The sequence below is a fragment of the Cellulomonas jepli genome, assembly GCF_047229345.1.
Taxonomy (GTDB): domain Bacteria; phylum Actinomycetota; class Actinomycetes; order Actinomycetales; family Cellulomonadaceae; genus Cellulomonas_A.
In genome coordinates this window covers 1-20,330 of sequence record NZ_JBFTER010000053.1, presented here as the reverse complement: position 1 = coordinate 20,330, position 20,330 = coordinate 1, and the positions used below count along the sequence as shown (strand labels likewise).

Genomic DNA, 20,330 nt, shown 5'->3' with positions numbered 1-20,330 from the left:
CGCGCCGGTCCCGTCAGGTGCTCTGCCCTTTGGGGCCGACCGTCCCACCCCAACGTCTGCCCCGTCCCGGTGCGAAGGCGGCACGGCCCCCAGGCACAGTGGACCGCGGTGACGTCCGTTCCCGTGCCCCGCGGGGGCGGCGTCCCGGTCGACAGGACGGGGTCCGACGTGCGGCGCAGCTCACCGGTGCTGGTCGTGGCCCTCGCGTGCGTCGTGGCCGCCGCCGGGGCGATCCCCGCCGCGCCGGCTGCGCAGCCCGGGGTCGCAGGCGGCGGGCTGCGCGCCGCGGTCACCGACCCCGTCGACCCGCGGCTCGCGTTCACCCAGGACCGCGACGGGCTGGCAGCGGCGCTCGTGCGGCGCGTCGACCTGTTCGAGGGCGGCCCCTACCGGTACGAGGCGGAGCCTGCCCCGGGCGACGTCCCCCTCGACGACGTCGCGGCCGCGCACACCGGCGAGGCCGCGGGACCCGGCGGTGCCGAGTCGGGCTTCCCCGCCTTCGTCAGCACGACGGGTGGGGACGTCGACGGCGAGGTGTGGGTCGACCCGCCGGACTCCGACAGCCCGCCCGTGCGCGTCACGTGCGCCAACGACGCGGTCGAGACCCATCCCGTCGTCTCCCCGCTCGGGGACGCGGTCGCCTACGCGTCCGACGCGGCGGGCGGCTGGGACATCTGGGTCACGCCGCTCGGGGAGGGCGTGCCGGGGTGCACCGACGAGGAGCCGCTCCCCGCGGTCCGCATCACGACCGACGCCGCGGCGGACACCTGGCCGGCGTGGGCGCTCCTCGGGACGGTGCTGGTGTTCAGCAGCGACCGCCCCGACCCCGCCGCGCCGCCCGCGGAGGCGGGGATGCCGACGCTGGGCGACCTCTTCGGCGTCCAGGTCGACCTCGAGACGGGCGGCGAGGTGGCGCTGCGCCGGCTCACGCGCGGACCGGCCGCGGACACGCAGCCGACCGTGCTGCCGTACGAGGACGACATCGGCCCGATCCACGTCGTGTTCACCACGACCCGGTACCGCGGCGACGGGTCGCTCGCGTCGTTCGTGATGCTCGACGGCCTCACGGGCGGCGCCGCGCCCGAGGTCCTGCCGCTCTGGGTGGGCCCCGAGGGGGAGGAGGTGCCGCAGCCGCAGGGCGCGGAGGCCGCGTTCGCCCCCGGTGGCGGCGAGCTGCTGCTGACGACGACGCGCGACGACCGGTCCGGTGACGTCCACGTGGCGCGCGTGCGCGGCGGCACGTTCACGGCGCCCGTGCGTGCCGACCCGGGTTCCACGAGCCCGGTCGCCGCGCAGCCCGGGGTCGCGGAGACGCACGGCGCGTTCCTCGACGCGTTCGTGTTCCCGGACGGCGGCGGGCAGGCAGAGGCGCGCGTCGTGCTGACCCGGCGCAGCCACGACGCCGACGTGGCCGACGTGGTCGGCGCCGACGGCCGCGACCGCCGGGTCGTGGGCAGCACGACCGAGACCGCCGCCGGCGTCGCGCTCCAGCTCGACGACCTGGGCCCGTCGTACTCCCCGGACGGTACGCAGCTCGTGCACGCGACAGGTGACCTGGAGTCGGCGGCGCCGACGCTGCCCGCGCCCGGGTACCGCCTCGTGCGGGCCGACGCCGACGGGTCGGGGGCCGCGCCGCTCGACTACGAGCGGCAGCCCGGGGACGTCGACGTCGATCCGGCGTGGTCGCCGGACGGGACGCGCATCGCGTTCGTGCGCCACCGCGCACTCCCCACGGGGGCGTACGGCCCGGCCCGCATCTGGGTCGTGACGCTGGCCACCGGTGGCACGGTGCAGGTGGGCGAGCCGCCCGGCGAGCCGCTCCTCGAGCTCGTCGACCCCGCGTGGTCGCCCGACAGCACCCGGCTCGCCTACAGCCGGCTGACCCCGCCCACCGACGTCGCCGTCGCGGTCGCGGCGGCACCGACGACCGTGACGTCCGGGAGCGCGACGCGGGTCTCGGTCACCGTCACGGCGTCCGGCCCGGCCACGCCGGTCGAGGTGCAGGTGGGCTTCGGCGGGCTCACGCCCGTGCCCGCGGCGACGCTCCCGCGGGGGTGCCGGGCGGCGACCGGCGGCGCGGTCTGCACCGTGCCGGACCTGCGGGACACCGAGGTCCTCGCGTTCGACCTGTCGGGCGGCACGAACGGGACCTACGACGTGACCGCCGCTGCGCGGGGTGAGGCCCCGGACCCGCGGCCGGGGAACGACGCGGCCTCGACCGCCGTCACCGTGGTCCCCGTCGCCGAGGTCGACCTGGTGCTCCTCCCCACGACCGCGATCCCGGGCGCCACCGTGACCGCCACGGCGACGGTGACCGTGCGCGGTGGGCCCGTGAGCGTCGACCTCCAGGTCGCCGTGCCACCCGAGCTGGTCCTCACCGCCCTCGCGGGCAGCGGCTGCACCGTCGCCGCACCACCCGCGCCGCCCACGACGGTGCAGTGCGCGCTGACCGGCGTCACCGACGCACGGCGCACCGTGCGGGTCTCGATCACCAGGCAGGGCGGGGCCAACGACGTGGACGGCATCGTCCAGGTGCAGGTCGACCCCGGTGCCGACGGCATCGGGGACACCGACTCGGCCGTGCTCGACTACCTCGCGGACCCGGGCCCGCGGCTCGCGGCGGGCACCGGCCGGGGCACGCCGTCCGAGCGGCTCACGACGACACCCGCGGGGCGCGCCGCGGCCGCGCTCGTCGGGCTCGCGGACGCCGCGCTGCGGGCCGTCACGGGTGACGCCCGGGCGGCGGCCGGCACGAGCGGTGCGAGCGCGCCGGCGGCCCGGACCGGGCAGGCCCGGTTCGCCGCGGTGCTCCCCGCGCGCCTCGCACCCGCGGACCCGGTGACCACGGAGCTCCACGTGATGGACGCGACGGACGGCTCGGGCGACGTCACGCTGACCGACCCGTCGTGCGACCCCGTCGAGGGCTGCGCGCCGGTCCCGCTCCCCGGGCGGCGCCCCGCGTGGTCGCCGGACGGCGCGCGGCTCGCCGTCGAGCGGGACGGCGCCGTCCACCTCGTGGCGCTCGCGGGCACCGACGGTCCGGACGTACCCGAGGTCGTCACCGCCGTCACGCAGCTCACGGGCATCCGGGCGGACGGCACCCCGACCCCCTCGCGCCCGGTGCTCTCCGTGACCGAGGACCCGGCGTGGTCGCCCGACGGCACCGAGCTCGCCGTCGCCGGGCAGCCCGCCGGGCAGCCCGACCAGCGGGGGATCTACGCGCTCGGGCCGGACGGTGCGGTGCTGCGCGAGGTCGCGCAGGCGCGCGCGCCCGAGACGGAGCCCGCGTACCAGCCGTTCGTCGTCGTCGACGAGCCGCCTGACGAGCCGGTCGCCGACCTCGCGGTCGACGTGCAGCTCGACCGGCCCGAGACGTGGCTCGGCGGGCAGCCGGTCGTCGCGACGGTCGTCGTGACGAACACCGTGGGTACGGACGCGGCGGCGGGCGCCGTGCTGACGCTCGCGTACCCGCCGTTCGCGACCGTGGCACCCGACCCCGCCTGCCCGCCGCCCGGCACGACGTGCGCGCTCGGGACCCTCGCCCCCGGGGCGACGCGCACGCTCACCGCCACGCTGACGTTCCCCGTGCCGCCCGCGCCGGACGAGCCGGCGCTCGAGCAGCCCGAGACGCCCTCGACGCAGACCGGGCAGGTCGGCGCGAGCGTGACCTCCGCGACCCCCGACCCGGTCACGGCGAACGACACGGACGCCGCCGACCTGGCCCTGCAGCGCCCGACGCTGCGGCTCCTGCCCGCGGTGAGCAAGCCGGGGACCGTCGTCCTCGCGTACGGCGAGAACTTCCCGCCCGGCGAGGCTGTCGAGCTCGTCTGGTCGCAGGGCATCACGGTCGACCCAGGGCCGGCCCAGGTCGACGGCGATGGCACCGTGCGCTTCTCCGTGCTCGTGGTCCGCCGCGACCGGCTCGGCGCGCGGACGCTCGACGCGACGAGCCCGGACGGCGAGTTCGGCATGGTCCAGGGCGACCTGCTCGTCGTCGCGCGCAGCTCCTCGCCGCCCGAGCTCATCGCGCGAGGCTGAGCCGGGCCGCGGCGTCCGCGTCACCGCCGCTGAGCCGGACCGGCCCGCGACCGCCTGCCCGCGGGCTCAGGCCGGCGTGACCGCGACCGCGTAGCGGAAGGCGTTGACGAGCCGGTAGCCGCCGGCCTCGGTGCGGAACGGGCGCGCGGCGTCCACGACGGTCCGGTGCCCGGACTCGGTGCCCTCGGCGTCCTCGCCGAGCAGCACCCCGCGCACGAGCGTCGTGTCGTCCGGCACCTCCCACGGGACCTCGACGAGCCCGGCCGCGACGACGGTCAGCCCGCTCCCCGCGAGCAGCGCCTCGAACCCGCCGGCTTCGCGCAGGGGGCCGTCCTGCGGGACGTCCTCGCCGGCGGCCGCGGCGACGGCGCGCTCGACGACGTCGAGGTCGTTGAGCGCGCCCTCCGCCCAGGACGCGAGCGCGACCCGCCCGCCGGGCACCGTGACGCGCACGGCCTCCGCGAGGGCGTCCGCCGTGCTCGCCGCGAGCTGCAGCGAGTTGACGGCGGTCACGACGTCGAAGCGGGCGTCGTCCCACGGGAGCGCCTCGGCGGCGGCGACCCGGACGTCGGCGCCCGGGACCTGGGCGCGCGCGAGGGCGACCATCCCCGGCGCGGGGTCGGCGCCGGCCGCCTGCGCACCGAGCCCGTGCGCCTGTGCGAGCAGCTCGCCGCTCCCGCACCCGACGTCGAGCACTCGGGTCCCGGGGCCGACGCCGGCCGCCGCGAGCAGCGTGCGCCGCACCGGGTCGGCGAACGGGCCCCACAGCTCCGCCCAGCCCTCCGCCACCGCCGACCAGGCGTCCTCGTCGGCTCCGTCCACGTCGGGGGCTCCTCGCTCGTCGCGCCGGACGCGACGGGCCCGCGCCCGTCCGCGGGCCCGGACGCGACCAGTGTGCCGTCGGCGCAGGAACCGCGCTCGGGACGGACGCGTCCCGGCGGCGGCACCCGGCGGGCCGGGTACGACACGCCGGTACCGCCGGTCAGGGGGCGAGCGCACCGATCGCCGAGAACGCGCCGTCCGGGTCGTACCGGTGCTTCGCAGCGAGCAGGCGGTCGGCGTTGGCGCCGAAGCCGAGGCGCGTCCGGGCGGCGTCGTCGGGCCCCAGGATGTTCGGGTAGCCGCCGGGCAGGGCACCGGGGGCGAGCGCCGCGGAGACCTCGTCGACCCACGCCCGCTGCACCGCCGCGGCGCCGGCGGGGTCGGTGCCGGGCGGCTCCCACGCGGCGATGACCTCGGCGAGCAGGTGGTCACGGCGCAGCGCGAACGCGGTCGCGTCCGGGGCGACCCGCGCGCCGGCCCCGTGGAAGTGGTGCAGCGCGAGCAGCGAGGACGGCGAGGGGCAGCTCGCGGCGGCGTCGACGAGCGTGCGGACGGCGTCGTCGGTGAGCTCCGGGAGCCAGCGGGTGCCGAGCGCGTAGGAGCGCCCGGCCGGCGAGCCGGCCTCGAACATCCGGATGAGCTCGGGGTACGGCACCGGCCCGACGCCCCCGCCCACGGGCGTGCCCAGCCGGGTCAGCGGCGCGACGGCCGCCTCGCCCGCCTCGAGGTCGCCGCTCCACGTCGGGGCGACGAACGCTGCGGCCTGTCCTGCGGGGCCCGTCAGCAGTCCGGCCATGACCGTGAGCTCGTCCGGCGCCGAGGCGACGACGTCGCGGTAGCCGCGCAGCACGTCGACGGCCTCACTCAGCGGGAACAGCAGCATGCCGCCGAGCACCGGGCCGAGCGGGTGCAGCCGGTACCGGGCCGCGGTCACGACCCCGAAGTTCCCGCCCCCGCCGCGCAGCGCCCAGAGCAGCTCCGGGTCGCCGTCGGGCGCCGCGGTGACGTGCGTGCCGTCGGGCAGGACGACGTCCGCCGAGAGCAGGTTGTCGAGCGCGAGCCCGAACCGCCCGAGCAGGCCGCCGTACCCGCCGGCCATCGTCATGCCGGCCATGCCGACGCCGCGCACCACCGCGGTCGCGGTCCCGAGCCCCTGCGCCGCCGCGGGGTCGACGACGTCCGAGACGAGCGCGCCGCCCTGCGCGTGCGCGATGCCGGCGCCGGGGTCGACCCGCACGCCGCGCAGCGCCGAGAGGTCGAGCACGACCCCGCCGTCGCGGACCGCGCGCCCGGCCCAGTCGTGCCCGCCGCCGCGCACCGAGAGCGGGACGCCGTGCTCGCGCGCCACGAGCAGCGCCGTGCGGACGTCCTGCGCGTCGGCGCACCGCACGACGACCGCGGGGCGGCGGTCGACCGCGCCGTTCCACACCGCGCGCGCGGCGTCGTACCCGTCGTCCTCGTGCTGCCAGACCTGCCCCCGCACGTGGGCGCGCAGCCGCGCGCCGACGCCGGACCCCGTCATCTGCGTCATGGGGGTGAGGAGCCCGGTGCCCGCCGGGTGATACGTGGCGGGGGGCGCGCCCTCGGCGGCCCGGCCGGGCGCGCGCCGTGCGCTCAGTGCGCGTCGCGGTACCGCCACATGGTCAGCGACCCGAACACCGCCACGAGCGCCGCGGACCACACGAGCGTCAGCGTGAGGCTGCTGCCCGGGGGGACGCCGTCCATGAGCGCGCGCACCGCGGTCACGAGGTGCGTCACCGGGTTGACCTCGACGAACGCCTGCAGCCAGCTCGGCATGGTCGCGGGGTCCACGAAGATGTTGCTGCCGAACGTCAGCGGGGTGATGACGAGCATGCTCGCGCCCATCACGGACTGCGACGTGCGCAGCACGAGGCTGAGGAACGTCCAGATCCAGCCCAGCGAGAACGCGAAGACCAGCAGCAGCAGCACGCCGAGCGCGACGCCGGCCACGCCGCCCGCGGGACGCCAGCCCAGCAGCAGCCCCAGGCTGATGGTCACGAGCGAGGAGATCGTGAACCGCACCGCGTCGCCGAGCAGCATCCCCACGAGCGCCGACGGCCGCCAGATCGGCAGCGACCGGAACCGGTCGAACACGCCCTTCTCGATGTCGGTGCGCAGGGTCGTGCCCGTGTACATCGTGATCATGATGACCCCCTGGACGAGGATCCCGGGGAGCAGGAACTGGATGTACTCCTCGGTGCTCCCGGCGAGCGCGCCGCCGAACAGGAACGTGAACAGCAGCGTGAACATGACCGGGAAGATCGTCACGTCGATGAGCTGCTCGGGGACGTGCTTGATCTTGAGCAGCGCGCGCCAGCCGAAGGTCAGCGACGTCGACAGCGCGCTCGGCGGGGTGGGGCGCTCGGTGCTTGCGAGCGCGGACAGGACCGCCGACGTCGGTGTGCCCTGCGTCGGGCGGGTGGCCTCGAGCGTCATGCCGCGTCCTCCTCGGTCGTGGTGGTGCTGGCGGGGCCGTCGGCGGTCGGGCCGTCGGCGTGGTGGCCGGTCAGCGCGAGGAAGACCTCGTCGAGGGTCGGCTGGCCCAGCGCGAACTGCGCGAGGCGCAGGCCGGCGGCGTCGAGCGCGGTGAGCGCCCGGGTCGCGAGCGCGGGGCTCTCCACCGTGGCGTCGAGCGCGGCCGGGTCGGCCTGCGTGCGGACGTCGACGCCGAGCTCGCGCTCGAGCAGCGCGCGTGCGGCCTCACGGTCGGCCGGGTCCAGGACGCGCACGTGCAGCGACCCCGAGCCGACCGACGCCTTGAGCTCGCTCGACGAGCCCTCCGCGATGACCTTCCCGCGGTCGATCACGCTGATCCGGTCCGCGAGCTGGTCCGCCTCGTCGAGGTACTGCGTGGTCAGCAGCACGGTCGTGCCGGACGCGACCATCGCCCGCACGATGTCCCACACCTCGTTGCGGCTGCGCGGGTCGAGGCCGGTGGTCGGCTCGTCGAGGAACAGCAGCTCGGGGGTCACGACGATGCTCGCGGCGATGTCGATGCGCCGGCGCATGCCGCCCGAGTACTTCTTGACCTGCTGCGTCGCGGCCTCGGTGAGCCCGAACGCCGCGAGCAGCTCGTCGGCCCGGCGCGTCGCGGCGGCACCCGTGTACCCGAACAGCCGGCCCAGCAGGCGGAGGTTCTCCCGCCCGGTCAGGTCCTCGTCGACCGACGCGAACTGCCCGGTCAGGCTGACGCGTCGGCGCACCTCGCGCGACTCGCGGACGACGTCGTAGCCGAGCACGTGCGCCGTGCCGGCGTCCGGGGTCGAGAGCGTCGCGAGCACGTGGATCGTCGTCGTCTTCCCGGCGCCGTTGGGCCCGAGGAACCCGTGCACGCCGCCGCGCGGGATCGCGAGGTCGACGCCGTCGACCGCGCGCGTCTCCCCGAACGTCTTGACGAGACCGTGGGTCTCGATCGCCAGGTCGGTCATGCCGCCTCCTCCTCGCGCCGGGCGAGGGTGGTGCCCGGTCGGTGTGCAGACCCGGGCCGCCGGCAGAACTCATCGGCGCGCGTGCGCCACGTCCGGGACGCCGCGCACGGGCCGGGTCCGCCCAAGCACGCGTCGCCTCGCGGGGTGGGCGCGCGTCGTTCGGCGCGCGCGTCGCCCGGCGCGGGACGAGACTGCCCGGGACGGACGTCGTCGCACGTCAGGCACGGGAGGCCCCGCATGTCGTCAGCACCCCCGGCACCGCCCGCCTCCGGACGTGCCGCCGGTCAGGACGCCCCGCTGGCCCGCACGGTCGGACGCAAGGTCCTGCTGCTGTTCGTGGTCGGCGACATCCTCGGTGCGGGCATCTACTCGCTGACCGGCAAGGTCGCGGGCGAGGTCGGCGGCGCGATCTGGCTGCCGTTCCTCCTCGCGTTCGGGCTCGCCGCGCTGACCGCCGCGTCCTACGTCGAGCTCGTCGGCAAGTTCCCCCGCGCGGCCGGTGCGGCGCTGTACGCGCACAAGGCGTTCGACAAGCCGTTCGTCACCTTCATGGTCGCGTTCACGGTGATGATGTCCGGCGTCACGTCGGCGGCCGCGGCGGCGCGCGCCTTCGGGGGCGACTACCTCGCCGAGCTCGTGAGCGTGCCGACGCTCGTCGCGGCGTACGCGTTCCTCGCGCTCGTCGCGGTGGTGAACTTCATCGGCATCTCCGAGTCGATGCGGGTCAACGTGGTGCTCACGCTGATCGAGGCGTCGGGGCTGCTCGTGGTCCTCGCGGTAGGTGCGTGGGCCGTCGTGAACGGCGACGGGGACCCGTCGCGCGCCCTCGACCTCGACCCTGGCGACGCGAGCGCGTGGACGGCGGTGCTCGGCGGGACCGCGCTCGCGTTCTACGCGCTCCTCGGCTTCGAGGACTCCGTCAACCTGGCGGAGGAGTGCCAGGAGCCGCGGCGCGACTTCGGGCGTGCGCTGTTCGGCGGGCTCGCGATCACCGGCGTCGTGTACCTCGCGGTCGCGTTCACGTCGACGCTGCTCGTCGACACCGCGACGCTGCAGGGCTCCACCGGCCCGCTGCTCGAGGTCGTCAAGGTCGCCGGCCTGGCGTTCCCGCCGACGCTGTTCGCGGTCATCGCCCTCTTCGCGGTGGGCAACACGGCGCTGATCAACATGATCATGGCCTCGCGCCTCGTCTACGGGATGGCGCGCGAGGGCATCGTGCCGCCGGTGCTCGGGCGCGTGAGCCGGCGCCGGACGCCGTCGGTCGCCATCGCGTTCACGATCGCCGTCGCCCTGGCGCTCGTGAGCACCGGCGACCTCGCGGGCCTGGCGGACACGACCGTGCTGCTGCTCCTGCTGGTGTTCGCGGTCGTCAACGTCGCCGTGCTCGTGCTGCGGCGGGACCCGGGGGATGCGACGGGCGACGCGCGGGCGGACGGGGTCCCGGGCGCTGCGGACGCGCCCGGGCAGACGCCGTCGGGAGGCGGTGCGCGCGGCGGCGACCGTCGCGGGTTCCGCGCGCCGACCTGGGCGCCCGTGCTCGGCGCGGTCGTGAGCCTGGTGCTCGCGAGCCCGCTCACCGGGCGCGAGGACGCCGTGTACGTGCGGGCGGCGGTGCTGCTCGCCATCGGCGTCGCGCTCTACGGGGTCAACCGGCTGCTCGTCCGCCGCGCCGGCTGAGCCACCGCACCGGCTGAGCCACCGCACCGGCTGAGCCACCGCGAGCGAGCCACCGCGTGCTGCGGCGCCGCGCGCCGCTGCGTCACGCCGTGACGATCACCGGGGTCCCGAGCGGGACGCCGGCGAACGCGTCGAGCATGTCCGCGGGGATGCGCAGGCACCCGTTCGAGATGGCGCCGCTGTGGCTCGGGTAGGCGTGGATCGCGATCGGCGCGGGTCCTCCGCTGAACTCGTCGAGGGTCGGGGAGTGCGCGCCGAACGTGACGAAGACGCGCGAGTAGGTCGCGTTCGGGTCCGGGTAGATCGACATCACGAACGTGCGCGTGACGGGGGTCGGCGTCTCGGGGGTGCCGATGCCCGCGACCGTGCGCGCGAGCACCTCCTCGCCGCGCCACAGCGTGACCTCGCCGGTGCTCAGCGTCGCGGTGATCCGCAGGTCGGTCGTGCTGGTCGTCACGTCGGCCGCCCAGACCCAGCCGGTCGCCTCGTTGACCCCCGACGGCCCGACCTCGCTGGGCAGCCCGCGCCGGACGACGAGCATCACCTGGTACCAGTCGCCGTCCTGCGCGACGACGGGGTAGGAGGTGTCGCCCTCGTACGCCGCGCGGGGCAGCACCGCGAAGGGCTCGCCGCGGGGCGCGTCGTAGAGCGGGACTCCCGCGGGCGTGCTCGGGGCGACGAGCAGGCCGCTCGGCACGGCGCCGGGCTCGGGGTCCGGGACCGCGCGCGGCAGGACGGCCCAGGGGTCCGCGACCGGGAGGGCCGCGAGGTCCAGGGGAGGCGGGGTCCAGGCCGGTGCTGCGGAGGTGGGGGCCGGCGGGTGCGTGCGCTCGCTCGCCACCGGGGCGCGCACGGTCTGCGTCGGCGCGGGGTCGGTGGTCGGCGTGCCGCCCGTGCCGCAGCCCGCGAGCAGCACCGCGAGGAGGGCGGCGGCGAGGGCCGTGCGCGGTCGGGGGCTCATCCCGTCGAGTATCGCCCCGGTCCGCCGCACGGTCACCCCGAGCGGACCCCGGGCCGCCGCGGACGTGGGACCGAGGTCGGTGGCTCGCGGGAGCCGGACGGGCTACTGTGGTCTAGACCACTGTCGCCGAGCCCGGAGGCCAGCATGCCCGCACGTCGCGTCACCGTCGCGATCCCCGAGGGGCTGCACGCGCGCCCCGCGGCGCTCTTCGTCAAGCTCGCGGGGGAGCAGCCGTCACCGGTGACGCTGCGCCGCCCCGACGGGGAGGCGGTGCCCGCGTCGAGCATCCTCAGCATCATGACGCTCGGGGTGCACGCGGGCGAGGAGGTCGTGCTCGAGTCCGACGGCGACGCGGCCGAGGCCTCGCTCGACGCCCTCGAGACGTACCTCGTCAGCGCCGGCTGACCACCTGTCAGCCGGCGCGGACGCCGGCTGACAGGGTCACTCCCGGCTCCCGGCTCCCGGCTCCCGGCTCCCGGCTCCCGGCTCCCGGCTCCCCGGGCGCCGGGCGCGACCTCGCCGCGCAGGGCCGCAGCGGCCGAGCCCGAGCCCGAGCCGCCGCCTCAGAGCCCCAGCTCCTCCAGCACCCCGAGGCGCGCGCGCACCGCCGCGCGCGCGTCCTCGGCGGAGTCCGACCCGAGCGCGAGCTCCCCGAGCTCGACGCACTCCGCGTGCGTGACGCTCGCGAGCACCGCGGCCACGTCGGGCAGCGCGCGCGCCGTCATCGACAGGGTCGTGACGCCGAGCCCGACGAGGACGACGGCGAGCGCGGGGTCCGCGGCCGCCTCGCCGCACACGCCGACGGGCCGGTCGTGGCGCGCTCCGCCCCGGCACGTCGCGGCGACGAGCTCGAGCACCGCGGGCTGCCACGCCGTCGACAGCGGCGCGAGCTCGCCCAGCAGCCGGTCCGCGGCCATCGTGTACTGCGTGAGGTCGTTGGTGCCGATGCTCGCGAACGCCGCGCGCGCGAGGATCGGCCCGGCGGTGAGCGCCGCGCTCGGCACCTCGACCATGACGCCCGCGGTGGTCAGCCCGTGCGCGGCGCAGCGCTCGACGAACTCCGCGGTCTCGGCCACCGTCGAGACCATCGGCGCCATGACCCACACCGTGGCGCTCTCCGCCGCGGCGGCCTGCGCGATGGCGGCGAGCTGGTCGTCGAGGACCTGAGGGTCGCGCGTCGCGGTGCGCAGGCCGCGGACGCCGAGCGCCGGGTTCGGCTCGCCGGGGGCCGTGAGGAACGGCAGGGGCTTGTCGGCGCCCGCGTCGAGCGTGCGCACGACGACCTTCTTGCCCGGGAACGCCGAGAGCACCGCCCGGTACTGCGCGACCTGCTCCTCGACGCCGGGCGCGTCGGGGCGGTCGAGGAAGCAGAACTCGGTGCGGAACAGCCCGACGCCCTCGGCGCCCGCCGCGGCGGCGGCCGCGGCCCCGCCGGGGTGCCCGATGTTCGCGAGCAGCGGCACGTCGTGCCCGTCGCGGGTGCGCCCGTGGCCGTCGAACGTCCGGGTCCGCCGGGCGGCGGCGGCCGCGCGCTCGACCTCGTCGTCCGTCGGGTGCACGAGCACCGTGCCGGCCGCGCCGTCGACGAGCACGAGCGCGCCCTCGGGGACCGACGCGGCGTCCGCGGCGCCGACCACCGCGGGGATACCGAGCGAGCGCGCGAGGATGGCGGTGTGCGACGTCGGTCCGCCCTCGCGCGTGACGATCGCGAGGACCTCCTCGGGGTCGAGCGTCGCGGTGTCGGCGGGGGAGAGGTCGTCGGCGAGCAGCACGATCGGGTGCCCGGGGTGCGGGACGCCCGGCGCGGGGCGGCCCGCGAGCGCGCACACGAGCCGGTCGCGCACGTCGGCGACGTCCCGGGCGCGCTCGCCGAGGTACCCGCCGATGGCCCGGAGCTGGTCGATCACGGTCGCGGCGGCCTGCCACACGGCACGCGCGGGGTCGAGGCGCTGCGTCCGCACGAGGTCCGTGGCGGTCGTCACGAGCGTCTGGTCCGCGGCCATGAGAGCGGTCGCCTCGAGGACCTCGCGGCCCTCGCCGGTCGCGTGCTCCGCGGCCGACTCGAGCTCGTGCTGGACCTCGGCCGAGACGCGGGAGATCCGGGCAGCGGCCTCGTCGGCGTCCGCGCCCTCGGGCAGCGTCGCGACCGGCGGCTCGGGCACCCCGTCGGGCATGCGCGTGACGCGGCCGGCGACGCGGCCGGGGCTCACGCCGATGCCGGTGACGAGGTGCTGGTCCTGGACGTCGGTCATGGGGGTCCTCGTGCTCTCGGTCGGCCCTGGGGGCCGACGTGTCGACGGGCGGGTGCGGGTACCGGCGCAGCGGCCCGGGCCCGGTCGGCGGGTGTGCCGTCGACCGGGCCCGGACGCGTCGCGTCGCGGTCAGGCCGGCGAGCCGGCGCCGGTGTCGCGGTCCGGCTTCGTGAGGGCCGGTGTCGTCGCGGACGCGGTCGCGTCGCCCGGCTCCGCGGCGGGGCGTGCCCCGACGGTGGCGGGCACGGTCTCGGCGGGCTGGTCGACCAGCACGTTGTTCGGGTCGACCGTCGCCTCGTCGTCCTCGCGGCCCGGCGTGCGCAGGTTCCACCGCGTGATGACGAACCGGAAGAGGACGTAGTACAGGACGCCGTACGCGAGCCCGATCGGGATGATCAGGAGCGGCTTCTGCGCGATGTTGAAGTTGAGCAGGTAGTCGATGACCCCGGCCGAGAACCCGAAGCCCTGGTGGATGTCGAGCCAGTTCGTCAGCGCGAGCGACGTGCCCGTGAGGACCGCGTGGATCACGTACAGCGGGTACGCGAGGAACAGGAACGAGAACTCGAGCGGCTCGGTGACGCCCGTGACGAACGAGACGAGCGCGGCCGAGCCCATGATCCCGGCGATGACCTTGCGCTTCTCGGGCTTCGCGGTGTGCACGAACGCGAGGGCGGCGGCGGGCAGCGCGAACATCATGATCGGGAAGAAGCCGGTCATGAACGTCCCCGCGGTCGGGTCGCCGTGCAGGAACCGGTTGATGTCCCCGCTCCACACGTCGCCGTTGGCGTCGGTGAACTCGCCGAACTGGAACCACGGGAGGGAGTTCAGCAGGTGGTGCAGGCCGATCGGGACGAGCAGGCGGTTCGCGGTGCCGTAGACGAAGGCCCGAGGATCGTCGAGCCGGTGACCCAGTCGCCGACGGCGGTGAGGACCGCGTCGAACCAGGGGTAGACCAGCGCGCCGATCACGGCGACGACGATCGCCATGCCCGCGGTGACGATCGGCACGAAGCGCCGGCCGCCGAAGAACGCGAGGTACGGCGGCAGCTTGATGCGCGAGTACTTCTGGTACAGCAGCGCCGCGACGAGGCCCATCACGATGCCGCCGAGCACGCCGTAGTTGATGAGCTCCTGCGCGGCGTCGCCCTCGGGCTCGCCGAGGACGTACGGCGACAGCGCGTCGGACACGCCCTTGAAGACGAGGTAGCCGACGAGCGCGGCGAGCCCGGTCGAGCCGTCGGACTTGCGCGCGTAGCCGACCGCGACGCCGAGCGCGAAGAGGAGCGGCAGGTTCGAGAACAGCGCGTTGCCGGCTGCGGCGAGCACGGCCGCGACCGGGAGCATCCAGTCGCCCCACGCGCCGGCGAGGCCGTCGGCGCCGAGCATGTCGGGCTGGCCGAGCCGCAGGAGGAGCGCGGCCGCGGGCAGGGACGCGATCGGGAGCATGAGCGAGCGGCCGACGCGCTGGAGCTGCGGCAGCCCGGGGATGCTCCGCTTCTCGCGCGTGGCGGGTGCGGTGGTGGTGGTCGTCATGGCAGGGGGTCACTCCTCGTGGTGGGCGGCCGTGCGAGTGGGGCGCGGGGCCGATCGGGTGGAGGGTGGGGCGGGGGTGGGGCGACGGGACTTCGTTGGGCCGAACGCGCTGCACTAGATGTCTGGACCAGTTGCCGCAACCATGATGGAATGCCGCATAAGGTGTCAAGAGTCCGGCGATCCCGCCGCGGCCCGACGAGGGGATGAGGGTGGGTCGCTCGGTTCTCAAGCACGTCCGGGTCAGGGACTACCTGCGCTCGCTCGTCACGCACGAGCTCTCCGTGGGGGACACCATCCCGTCGGAGCGCGCGCTGTGCGAGCGGTTCGGCGTCTCCCGGATGACCGTGCGCCAGGCCGTCGACGCCCTCGTCGTCGAGGGCCTGCTGGCGCGCGAGCAGGGCCGCGGCACCTTCGTCGCCCCGGGCAAGGTCGACCTCGAGGTGCGCCTCGCGTCGTTCGGCGAGGAGATGGCGCGCCGCGGCATGAGCCCGTCCTCGGAGGTGCTGTCCGCCGAGGTCGTCGAGGCCACACCCGACATCGCCGACGCGCTCGACATCCTCCCGGGCGAGATGACGTTCTACCTGCACCGGGTGCGCTTCGCCGACGGCGAGCCCATGGCGATCGAGCAGTCGTGGCTGCCGTGCCGGCTCGTGCCCGGCCTGTTCGACGGCGACGTCCCGCAGAGCGTGTACGGCGAGCTCCGGCGCCGCGGGCTCGAGCCCGACTGGGGCGAGGACGTCGTCGCCGCGACCGAGGTGCACGCCGCCGACGCCGAGCTGCTGCGCGTCCCCGTCGGGCGCGCGGTCCTGCGGCTCTCCCGGCGCACGTTCGCCGGCGAGACCGCGTGCGTGTACTCGCGGTCGGTCTACCGGGCCGACCGCTACGTCCTGTGGGTCCCGCTGCGCGCACCGAGGCGCGCACTGACACCGAGGTCCGGGACCGCACCCGAGGCGCAGGCACAGCCGGCTGCGCAGGAGGCCGGGCAGGGCGACGGGACGACGGCCGACCCGGCGATGAGCGGGGTCGCGACATGAACGAAGGGTGGAACGGGTGACGGCTCAGGCCCAGAGCATTCTGGCGGCGCTCGGAGGGGTCGCCAACATCGTCGACATCGAGCCCTGCACCACGCGGCTGCGGTCCGAGGTGCGCGACACCGCGCTCGTCGACGTCAAGGCCCTGCGCGTCGCCGGCGCGCACGGCGTGATGATCGCCGGACGCGTCGTGCAGGTCGTGGTCGGCCCGCACGTCGACACGATCGCGGCGGACCTCGAGGAGCTCCTGTGAACCGCGGGAGCTCCGCGAGGCCCGGTACGGACACGCGGGGGCCCAGCAGCCTCCGCCCGACATCAAGGGAGAACTCATGAGCAAGGCAGAGCAGATCCTCGCGGGCCTCGGCGGCGACGCGAACGTCGTCGACCTGGAGGCGTGCATCACGCGCCTGCGCGTCGAGGTCGTCGACCCCGCGCTCGTCGACGAGGCGGTCCTCAAGGCCACCGGCGCGTTCGGCGTCATGCGCTCGGGCACCGCGGTCCAGGTCGTCGTGGGCCCCGAGGCCGACACGATCGCCTCCGACATCGAGGACCTCCGCTGATGGGCCTCACGGTGCTGGCCCCGGTCGCGGGCGTCGTGCACGCGATGGCCGACGTGCCCGACCCGGTGTTCGGCGGCGAGATCGTCGGCCCCGGCCTCGCGATCGACCCGCCCCGCGACGGCGTCGTCAACGCGATCGCCCCGGTGAGCGGCACGATCGCCAAGCTCCACGCGCACGCCTTCGTCGTCGTCGGCGGCGACGGGCGCGCCGCCCTCGTGCACCTCGGGCTCGACACCGTCCAGCTGCAGGGGCAGGGGTTCGAGCTGCACGCTGCCGAGGGCGACGTCGTCGAGGCGGGGGACGTGGTCGTCAGCTGGAACCCCGGCGAGGTCGAGGCCGGCGGGCGCTCGCCGATCTGCCCGGTCGTCGCGCTCGAGGGCGCGCCGGGGAGCCTGACGCCGCTCGTCGCGATCGGTGCGCAGGTCACCCCGGGCGACGCGCTGTTCGAGTGGAGCTGAGCCCCCGCACGCTCGCGCGCCTGAGCGACGCCGCCGGGCTGCTCGTCGACCTCGACGGGACGCTCGTCGACAGCGAGCCGCTGCACCGCCAGGCGTACCGGGACTACTTCGCGGCGCGCGGCTGGGACGTGCCCGACGACGTCGTGCGCGAGTTCGCGGGGCGGCGCGCGGTCGAGGTGTTCCCGGTGCTGGACGGCCCGTGGGCGGGCGAGGACCCCGACGCGCTGACCGAGGGCGTGCTCGACGTCCTCGCCCGGGCGACCGCCCGGCCCGAGGCCGTCGCCGGCGCCGCCGAGCTGCTCCAGGCGTGCGTGCGGGCCGAGGTCCCGGTGTGTGTCGTGACGTCCGCGCGGCTCTCGTGGGCGCTGCCCGCGCTCGACCTGCTCGGCGTGCCGCACGGGGCCGTGCGCCTCGTGACCGCGGAGGACTGCACGCACGGCAAGCCGGACCCCGAGCCGTTCCGCCGCGGCGCGCAGGCCCTCGGGCTCCCGCCGACGGCGCTCGTCGCGCTCGAGGACTCGCCGGCCGGGATCGTGTCGGCCCGCGACGCCGGCGTCGGGCTCGTGCTCGGCGTCCGCACGAGCCAGCCGGACGAGGTGCTCCTCGCGGCCGGGGCCGACGCGACGTGCGGCGACCTGACGGCGCTCGCGCCGGCGGTCGAGGCCCGGGTCGGGCGCTGACGCCGGGCGCGCGGACGCCGACGGCTGCGGTCAGGGCTGACGGATCGGCCGGGGCCGTGGCGGACGGCCGAGGCCGGAGTCCTCGCCGCGCCGCTAGACGGGGGACGCCCCGGCCGGGCTCGCCTCGTGCGCCGCGCGCAGCCGGCGCAGCCCCTCGTCGAGCGCCACCGCGGGGGTCCACCGGAGGTCCGCGCGCGTCCGGCGCTGGTCGAACCAGTGCGCGGTCGAGAGCTGCTCGGCGAGGAACCGGGTCATCGGCGGCTCGTCGACGCCGGGACGCACCCGCCACACCGTCTCGACGAGCGACCCCGCGGCGCGCGCGAGCGTGGCCGGGACGTGCCGGCGCGGCGGCGGCGCGCCCATCGCGGCGCAGATGCCGCCGAGCACCTCCGCGATGGGCCGCGGCTCCCCGTTCGTGACGACGTACGCCCGCCCGCGCACGGCGCCGTCCGGGGCGTCGAGGCGTCCGAGCGCGGCGACCATCGCCGACGCCGCGTTGTCGACGTACGTGGTGTCGACCAGCACGGTCCCGCGGTCGAGCAGGGGGAGCCGCCCGGCGCGGGCGCGCTCGGCGAGGCGCGCGACGAGCTGGGTGTCGCCGGGACCCCACACGAGGTGCGGGCGGACGGCGACGACCCGCAGGCCGGGCCGGTCGGCGGCGAGCGCGAGGAGCTCGGCCTCGGCCTTGGTCCGGGCGTAGTCGCCGCGGGCGCGGGCCGGGTCCGCGGGCAGGGCGTCGTCGCCGACGATCGAGGCGCCGGTGTGCGCGACCGACGGGGACGACACGTGCACGAGGCGCTCGACGCCGTGCCGCGCGAGCGCCGAGAGCACGTGCCGAGTCCCGCCGACGTTGACCTCGTGGAACTGCGCCGGGTCACCCGCGAGCGAGACCTTGGCCGCGAGGTGCACGACCGCGTCCGTCCCGGCCACCGCAGCCTCGACGTCCGCGGGGACCGTGACCGAGCCGAGCACGTCCTCGGCGCCCGGGACCCCGCTCGGCCGGCGCTGGAACGTGCGCACCTCGTGCCCGGCGCCCTGCAGGTGGACCGCGACCGCTCGCCCGAGCAGGCCGCTCGCGCCCGTCACGAGCACCCTCACGGGCGTCCGGCCCGCCGGCCCGCGAGCACGTCCTCGGCCCACGCCGCGAGCCGGGTGCGGTCGATCTTCGAGTTGTGCCGCACGTCGGTCGGCATGCCGGGGACGACGAGGACGGCGGCGAGCGGCCGGCCCGCGGCGGCACGCACCCGGGCGGCCAGCCGCGGCTCCGCGAGGGCGGGACGGCGCCGCGCGGCGGCGTCGAGCTCGAGCACCGCGACGAGCACCTGGGCGCCGCGCGGACCCACCCCGACGAGCGCCGACCGGGCGACCCCGGGCACCGCGTCGACGCGCTGCTCGACGCCGACCGGCGTGACGACGCCGTCCGCCGTCACCACGACGTGCGCGAGCCGGCCCTCGACCCACAGCCGGCCCTCGTGGTCGAGGTGGCCCACGTCGCCCGTGCGGTGCCAGCGCCCGGCCGTGCCACCCGGCCCCGGGCCGGCGTCCGTGCCGCGGACGCTCGCCTGGTCCGTGAGGTGGAGCCGGTCGTAGCCCTGCTTGAGGTGCGGCGCGGAGACCACGACCTCCCCGGTGACGTCCGGCTCGGTGGAGGGCGTGCCCGTCGCCTGCCCTGCTGCGTCGAGCGCCGCGATGCGGACCAGCGCTGCGGCCGCGGGACGCCCGACGCACACGCCGCCCGGGTCCGACGCCGTGCGCGGGGTCGCGGCCGCGTCCCGGATCCCGTCGAGCGTGATGTCCGTGACCACCAGGCACTCCGTCATGCCGTACGGGGTGTGCGGGGTCGCGTGCGGCAGGAGCTCGGCCGCCCGCGCGAGCAGGTCGACCGGCACGGGGGCGCCCGCGGACAGGAAGGTGCGCACCGACCCGAGACCCGCGCGCTGGCCGGCGGACAGCCCGTCGGCCGTCGCGACCACGTTGGCGAGCGCCGCGGGGGACAGGAACAGCACCGTCGCGTCGACCGCGGCGGCCGCGTCGGCGACGGCCGACGCCGTGAGGGTCCGCGGCGACGTCACGTCCATCGCGGGGATCGCGGTGCGGGCGCCGAGGCCCGGCGCGAGCAGCGCGAACGGTGCGAAGCCGGCGACGAGCCCCGTGCCGGGCCCGAGGTCGTACTGCGTGGCGAGCGCCGTGCACGCGGCGGCGAGCTGGGCGTGGGTGTAGACGACACCCTTCGCGGGCCCGGTCGACCCGGAGGTGAAGAGCACCGCCGCCGTGTCGTCGGGTCCGGGTGCGGGCGGCGGCGGCTGCGAGGCGCCGAGCTCGGCGACGTCCACGAGCGAGTGCCGGACGCCGAGGGTGCGCGCGAGCGCCGGCGGCAGCGGGGCGACGGAGATCCGGCGGCCCGGCCAGCCGAGCGCCTTCGCCGCGGACAGCCCGGGGACCGCGCCGACGACGACGTCCGGCCGGGCGCCGCGCACGGCCCGGGTCAGCCCGCGCACCCCGAGCCCCGCGTCCGCGACGACGACGACCGCCCCGAGGCGCAGGCACGCGTAGAGCACGGCCGTGAGATCGGCGCCGGGCGGCACGACGAGCGAGACACGGTCCCCGGGGCGCACGCCGAGCGCGGCGAGCCCGGCCGCGATCTCCCGGACGCGGCGCGCGAGCAGCCGCCACGGCACGACGCGCGGGGACGTGCCGGACGTCGGGGCCAGCTCGACGAGCGCGGTCTCCGGGCTGTCCGCGAGCGCCTCGAGGTGGTGCCAGAGCGGGAGCCCGTCGCCCCAGCCCTCGGCGGACGCAGCGGCGTCCGTGCCGGCCGGGGTGCCGGCGGACGCGGGGTCGTCCACCGCGGCGTGCGTGCCGGCGGGCGC

At 76.8% G+C, this 20,330-nt stretch carries 16 protein-coding genes and 1 pseudogene; 8 read left to right on the top strand and 9 right to left on the bottom strand.

From position 1 onward, the window contains the following. The first annotated feature begins 108 nt into the window (after window positions 1-108). The gene (locus AB6N24_RS13380) at window positions 109-4,038 is read left to right on the top strand and encodes a hypothetical protein (RefSeq protein WP_412869887.1); all 3,930 of its coding nucleotides are present in this window, start codon (window positions 109-111) and stop codon (window positions 4,036-4,038) included. Between the two features lie 66 nt (window positions 4,039-4,104). Here the strand turns inward: AB6N24_RS13380 and AB6N24_RS13375 are convergent, their stop codons facing one another. The 4 genes from AB6N24_RS13375 to AB6N24_RS13360 form a co-directional block, all read right to left on the bottom strand. Next, on the bottom strand, window positions 4,105-4,860 hold the full coding sequence (locus AB6N24_RS13375) for a class I SAM-dependent methyltransferase (protein ID WP_412869886.1): 756 nt from the start codon (window positions 4,858-4,860) through the stop codon (window positions 4,105-4,107). A 160-nt stretch (window positions 4,861-5,020) separates the two neighbouring features. Next, the gene (locus AB6N24_RS13370) at window positions 5,021-6,391 is read right to left on the bottom strand and encodes an FAD-binding oxidoreductase (RefSeq protein ID WP_412869885.1); all 1,371 of its coding nucleotides are present in this window, start codon (window positions 6,389-6,391) and stop codon (window positions 5,021-5,023) included. Window positions 6,392-6,474: 83 nt separating this feature from the next. Beyond that, on the bottom strand, window positions 6,475-7,317 hold the full coding sequence (locus tag AB6N24_RS13365; RefSeq protein WP_412869884.1) for an ABC transporter permease: 843 nt from the start codon (window positions 7,315-7,317) through the stop codon (window positions 6,475-6,477). After that, window positions 7,314-8,309: an ATP-binding cassette domain-containing protein gene (locus AB6N24_RS13360; protein WP_412869883.1), complete on the bottom strand. Its 996-nt coding sequence runs from the start codon at window positions 8,307-8,309 to the stop codon at window positions 7,314-7,316. The genes AB6N24_RS13365 and AB6N24_RS13360 overlap by 4 nt, the downstream gene beginning before the upstream one ends. 237 nt (window positions 8,310-8,546) lie before the next feature. Here AB6N24_RS13360 and AB6N24_RS13355 point away from each other — a divergent pair, with 237 nt between their 5' ends. Further along, window positions 8,547-9,986, top strand: a complete 1,440-nt coding sequence (locus AB6N24_RS13355) for an APC family permease (protein WP_412869882.1) — start codon at window positions 8,547-8,549, stop codon at window positions 9,984-9,986. Window positions 9,987-10,068: 82 nt separating this feature from the next. Here AB6N24_RS13355 and AB6N24_RS13350 read toward each other — a convergent pair whose 3' ends face one another. Then, a complete protein-coding gene (locus tag AB6N24_RS13350) occupies window positions 10,069-10,947 on the bottom strand; it encodes a L,D-transpeptidase (protein ID WP_412869881.1) in 879 nt (292 codons plus the stop codon). 144 nt (window positions 10,948-11,091) lie between these two features. Between AB6N24_RS13350 and AB6N24_RS13345 the strand changes: the two genes are divergently transcribed. Next, a complete protein-coding gene (locus tag AB6N24_RS13345; RefSeq protein WP_412869880.1) occupies window positions 11,092-11,352 on the top strand; it encodes an HPr family phosphocarrier protein in 261 nt (86 codons plus the stop codon). Between the two features lie 158 nt (window positions 11,353-11,510). Here the strand turns inward: AB6N24_RS13345 and ptsP are convergent, their stop codons facing one another. Then, window positions 11,511-13,199, bottom strand: a complete 1,689-nt coding sequence (ptsP, locus tag AB6N24_RS13340) for a phosphoenolpyruvate--protein phosphotransferase (RefSeq protein WP_412869879.1) — start codon at window positions 13,197-13,199, stop codon at window positions 11,511-11,513. A gap of 129 nt (window positions 13,200-13,328) precedes the next feature. After that, window positions 13,329-14,731, bottom strand: a pseudogene (locus AB6N24_RS13335) (PTS transporter subunit EIIC). Between the two features lie 203 nt (window positions 14,732-14,934). Here AB6N24_RS13335 and AB6N24_RS13330 point away from each other — a divergent pair. From AB6N24_RS13330 to AB6N24_RS13310, 5 genes are all read left to right on the top strand, one after another. Then, entirely contained in the window at window positions 14,935-15,765 is an 831-nt protein-coding gene (locus AB6N24_RS13330; RefSeq protein WP_412869878.1) for a GntR family transcriptional regulator, read from the top strand. Window positions 15,766-15,781: 16 nt separating this feature from the next. Then, window positions 15,782-16,015: a PTS sugar transporter subunit IIB gene (locus tag AB6N24_RS13325; RefSeq protein WP_183295614.1), complete on the top strand. Its 234-nt coding sequence runs from the start codon at window positions 15,782-15,784 to the stop codon at window positions 16,013-16,015. 76 nt (window positions 16,016-16,091) lie between these two features. Beyond that, on the top strand, window positions 16,092-16,322 hold the full coding sequence (locus AB6N24_RS13320; protein WP_183295615.1) for a PTS sugar transporter subunit IIB: 231 nt from the start codon (window positions 16,092-16,094) through the stop codon (window positions 16,320-16,322). Then, entirely contained in the window at window positions 16,322-16,780 is a 459-nt protein-coding gene (locus AB6N24_RS13315) for a PTS sugar transporter subunit IIA (RefSeq protein WP_412869877.1), read from the top strand. Before AB6N24_RS13320 ends, AB6N24_RS13315 begins: the two co-directional genes overlap by 1 nt. Continuing rightward, complete coding sequence (locus AB6N24_RS13310) at window positions 16,771-17,460, top strand: HAD family hydrolase (RefSeq protein WP_412869876.1); 690 nt, start codon at window positions 16,771-16,773, stop codon at window positions 17,458-17,460. Before AB6N24_RS13315 ends, AB6N24_RS13310 begins: the two co-directional genes overlap by 10 nt. 93 nt (window positions 17,461-17,553) lie before the next feature. Here AB6N24_RS13310 and AB6N24_RS13305 read toward each other — a convergent pair whose 3' ends face one another. Together AB6N24_RS13305 and AB6N24_RS13300 are read right to left on the bottom strand one after the other, a co-directional pair. Then, complete coding sequence (locus AB6N24_RS13305; protein ID WP_412869875.1) at window positions 17,554-18,558, bottom strand: NAD-dependent epimerase/dehydratase family protein; 1,005 nt, start codon at window positions 18,556-18,558, stop codon at window positions 17,554-17,556. Beyond that, on the bottom strand, window positions 18,555-20,330 hold a 1,776-nt coding region (locus tag AB6N24_RS13300; protein WP_412869874.1), incomplete at its 5' end, for an AMP-binding protein. The genes AB6N24_RS13300 and AB6N24_RS13305, both read right to left, overlap by 4 nt.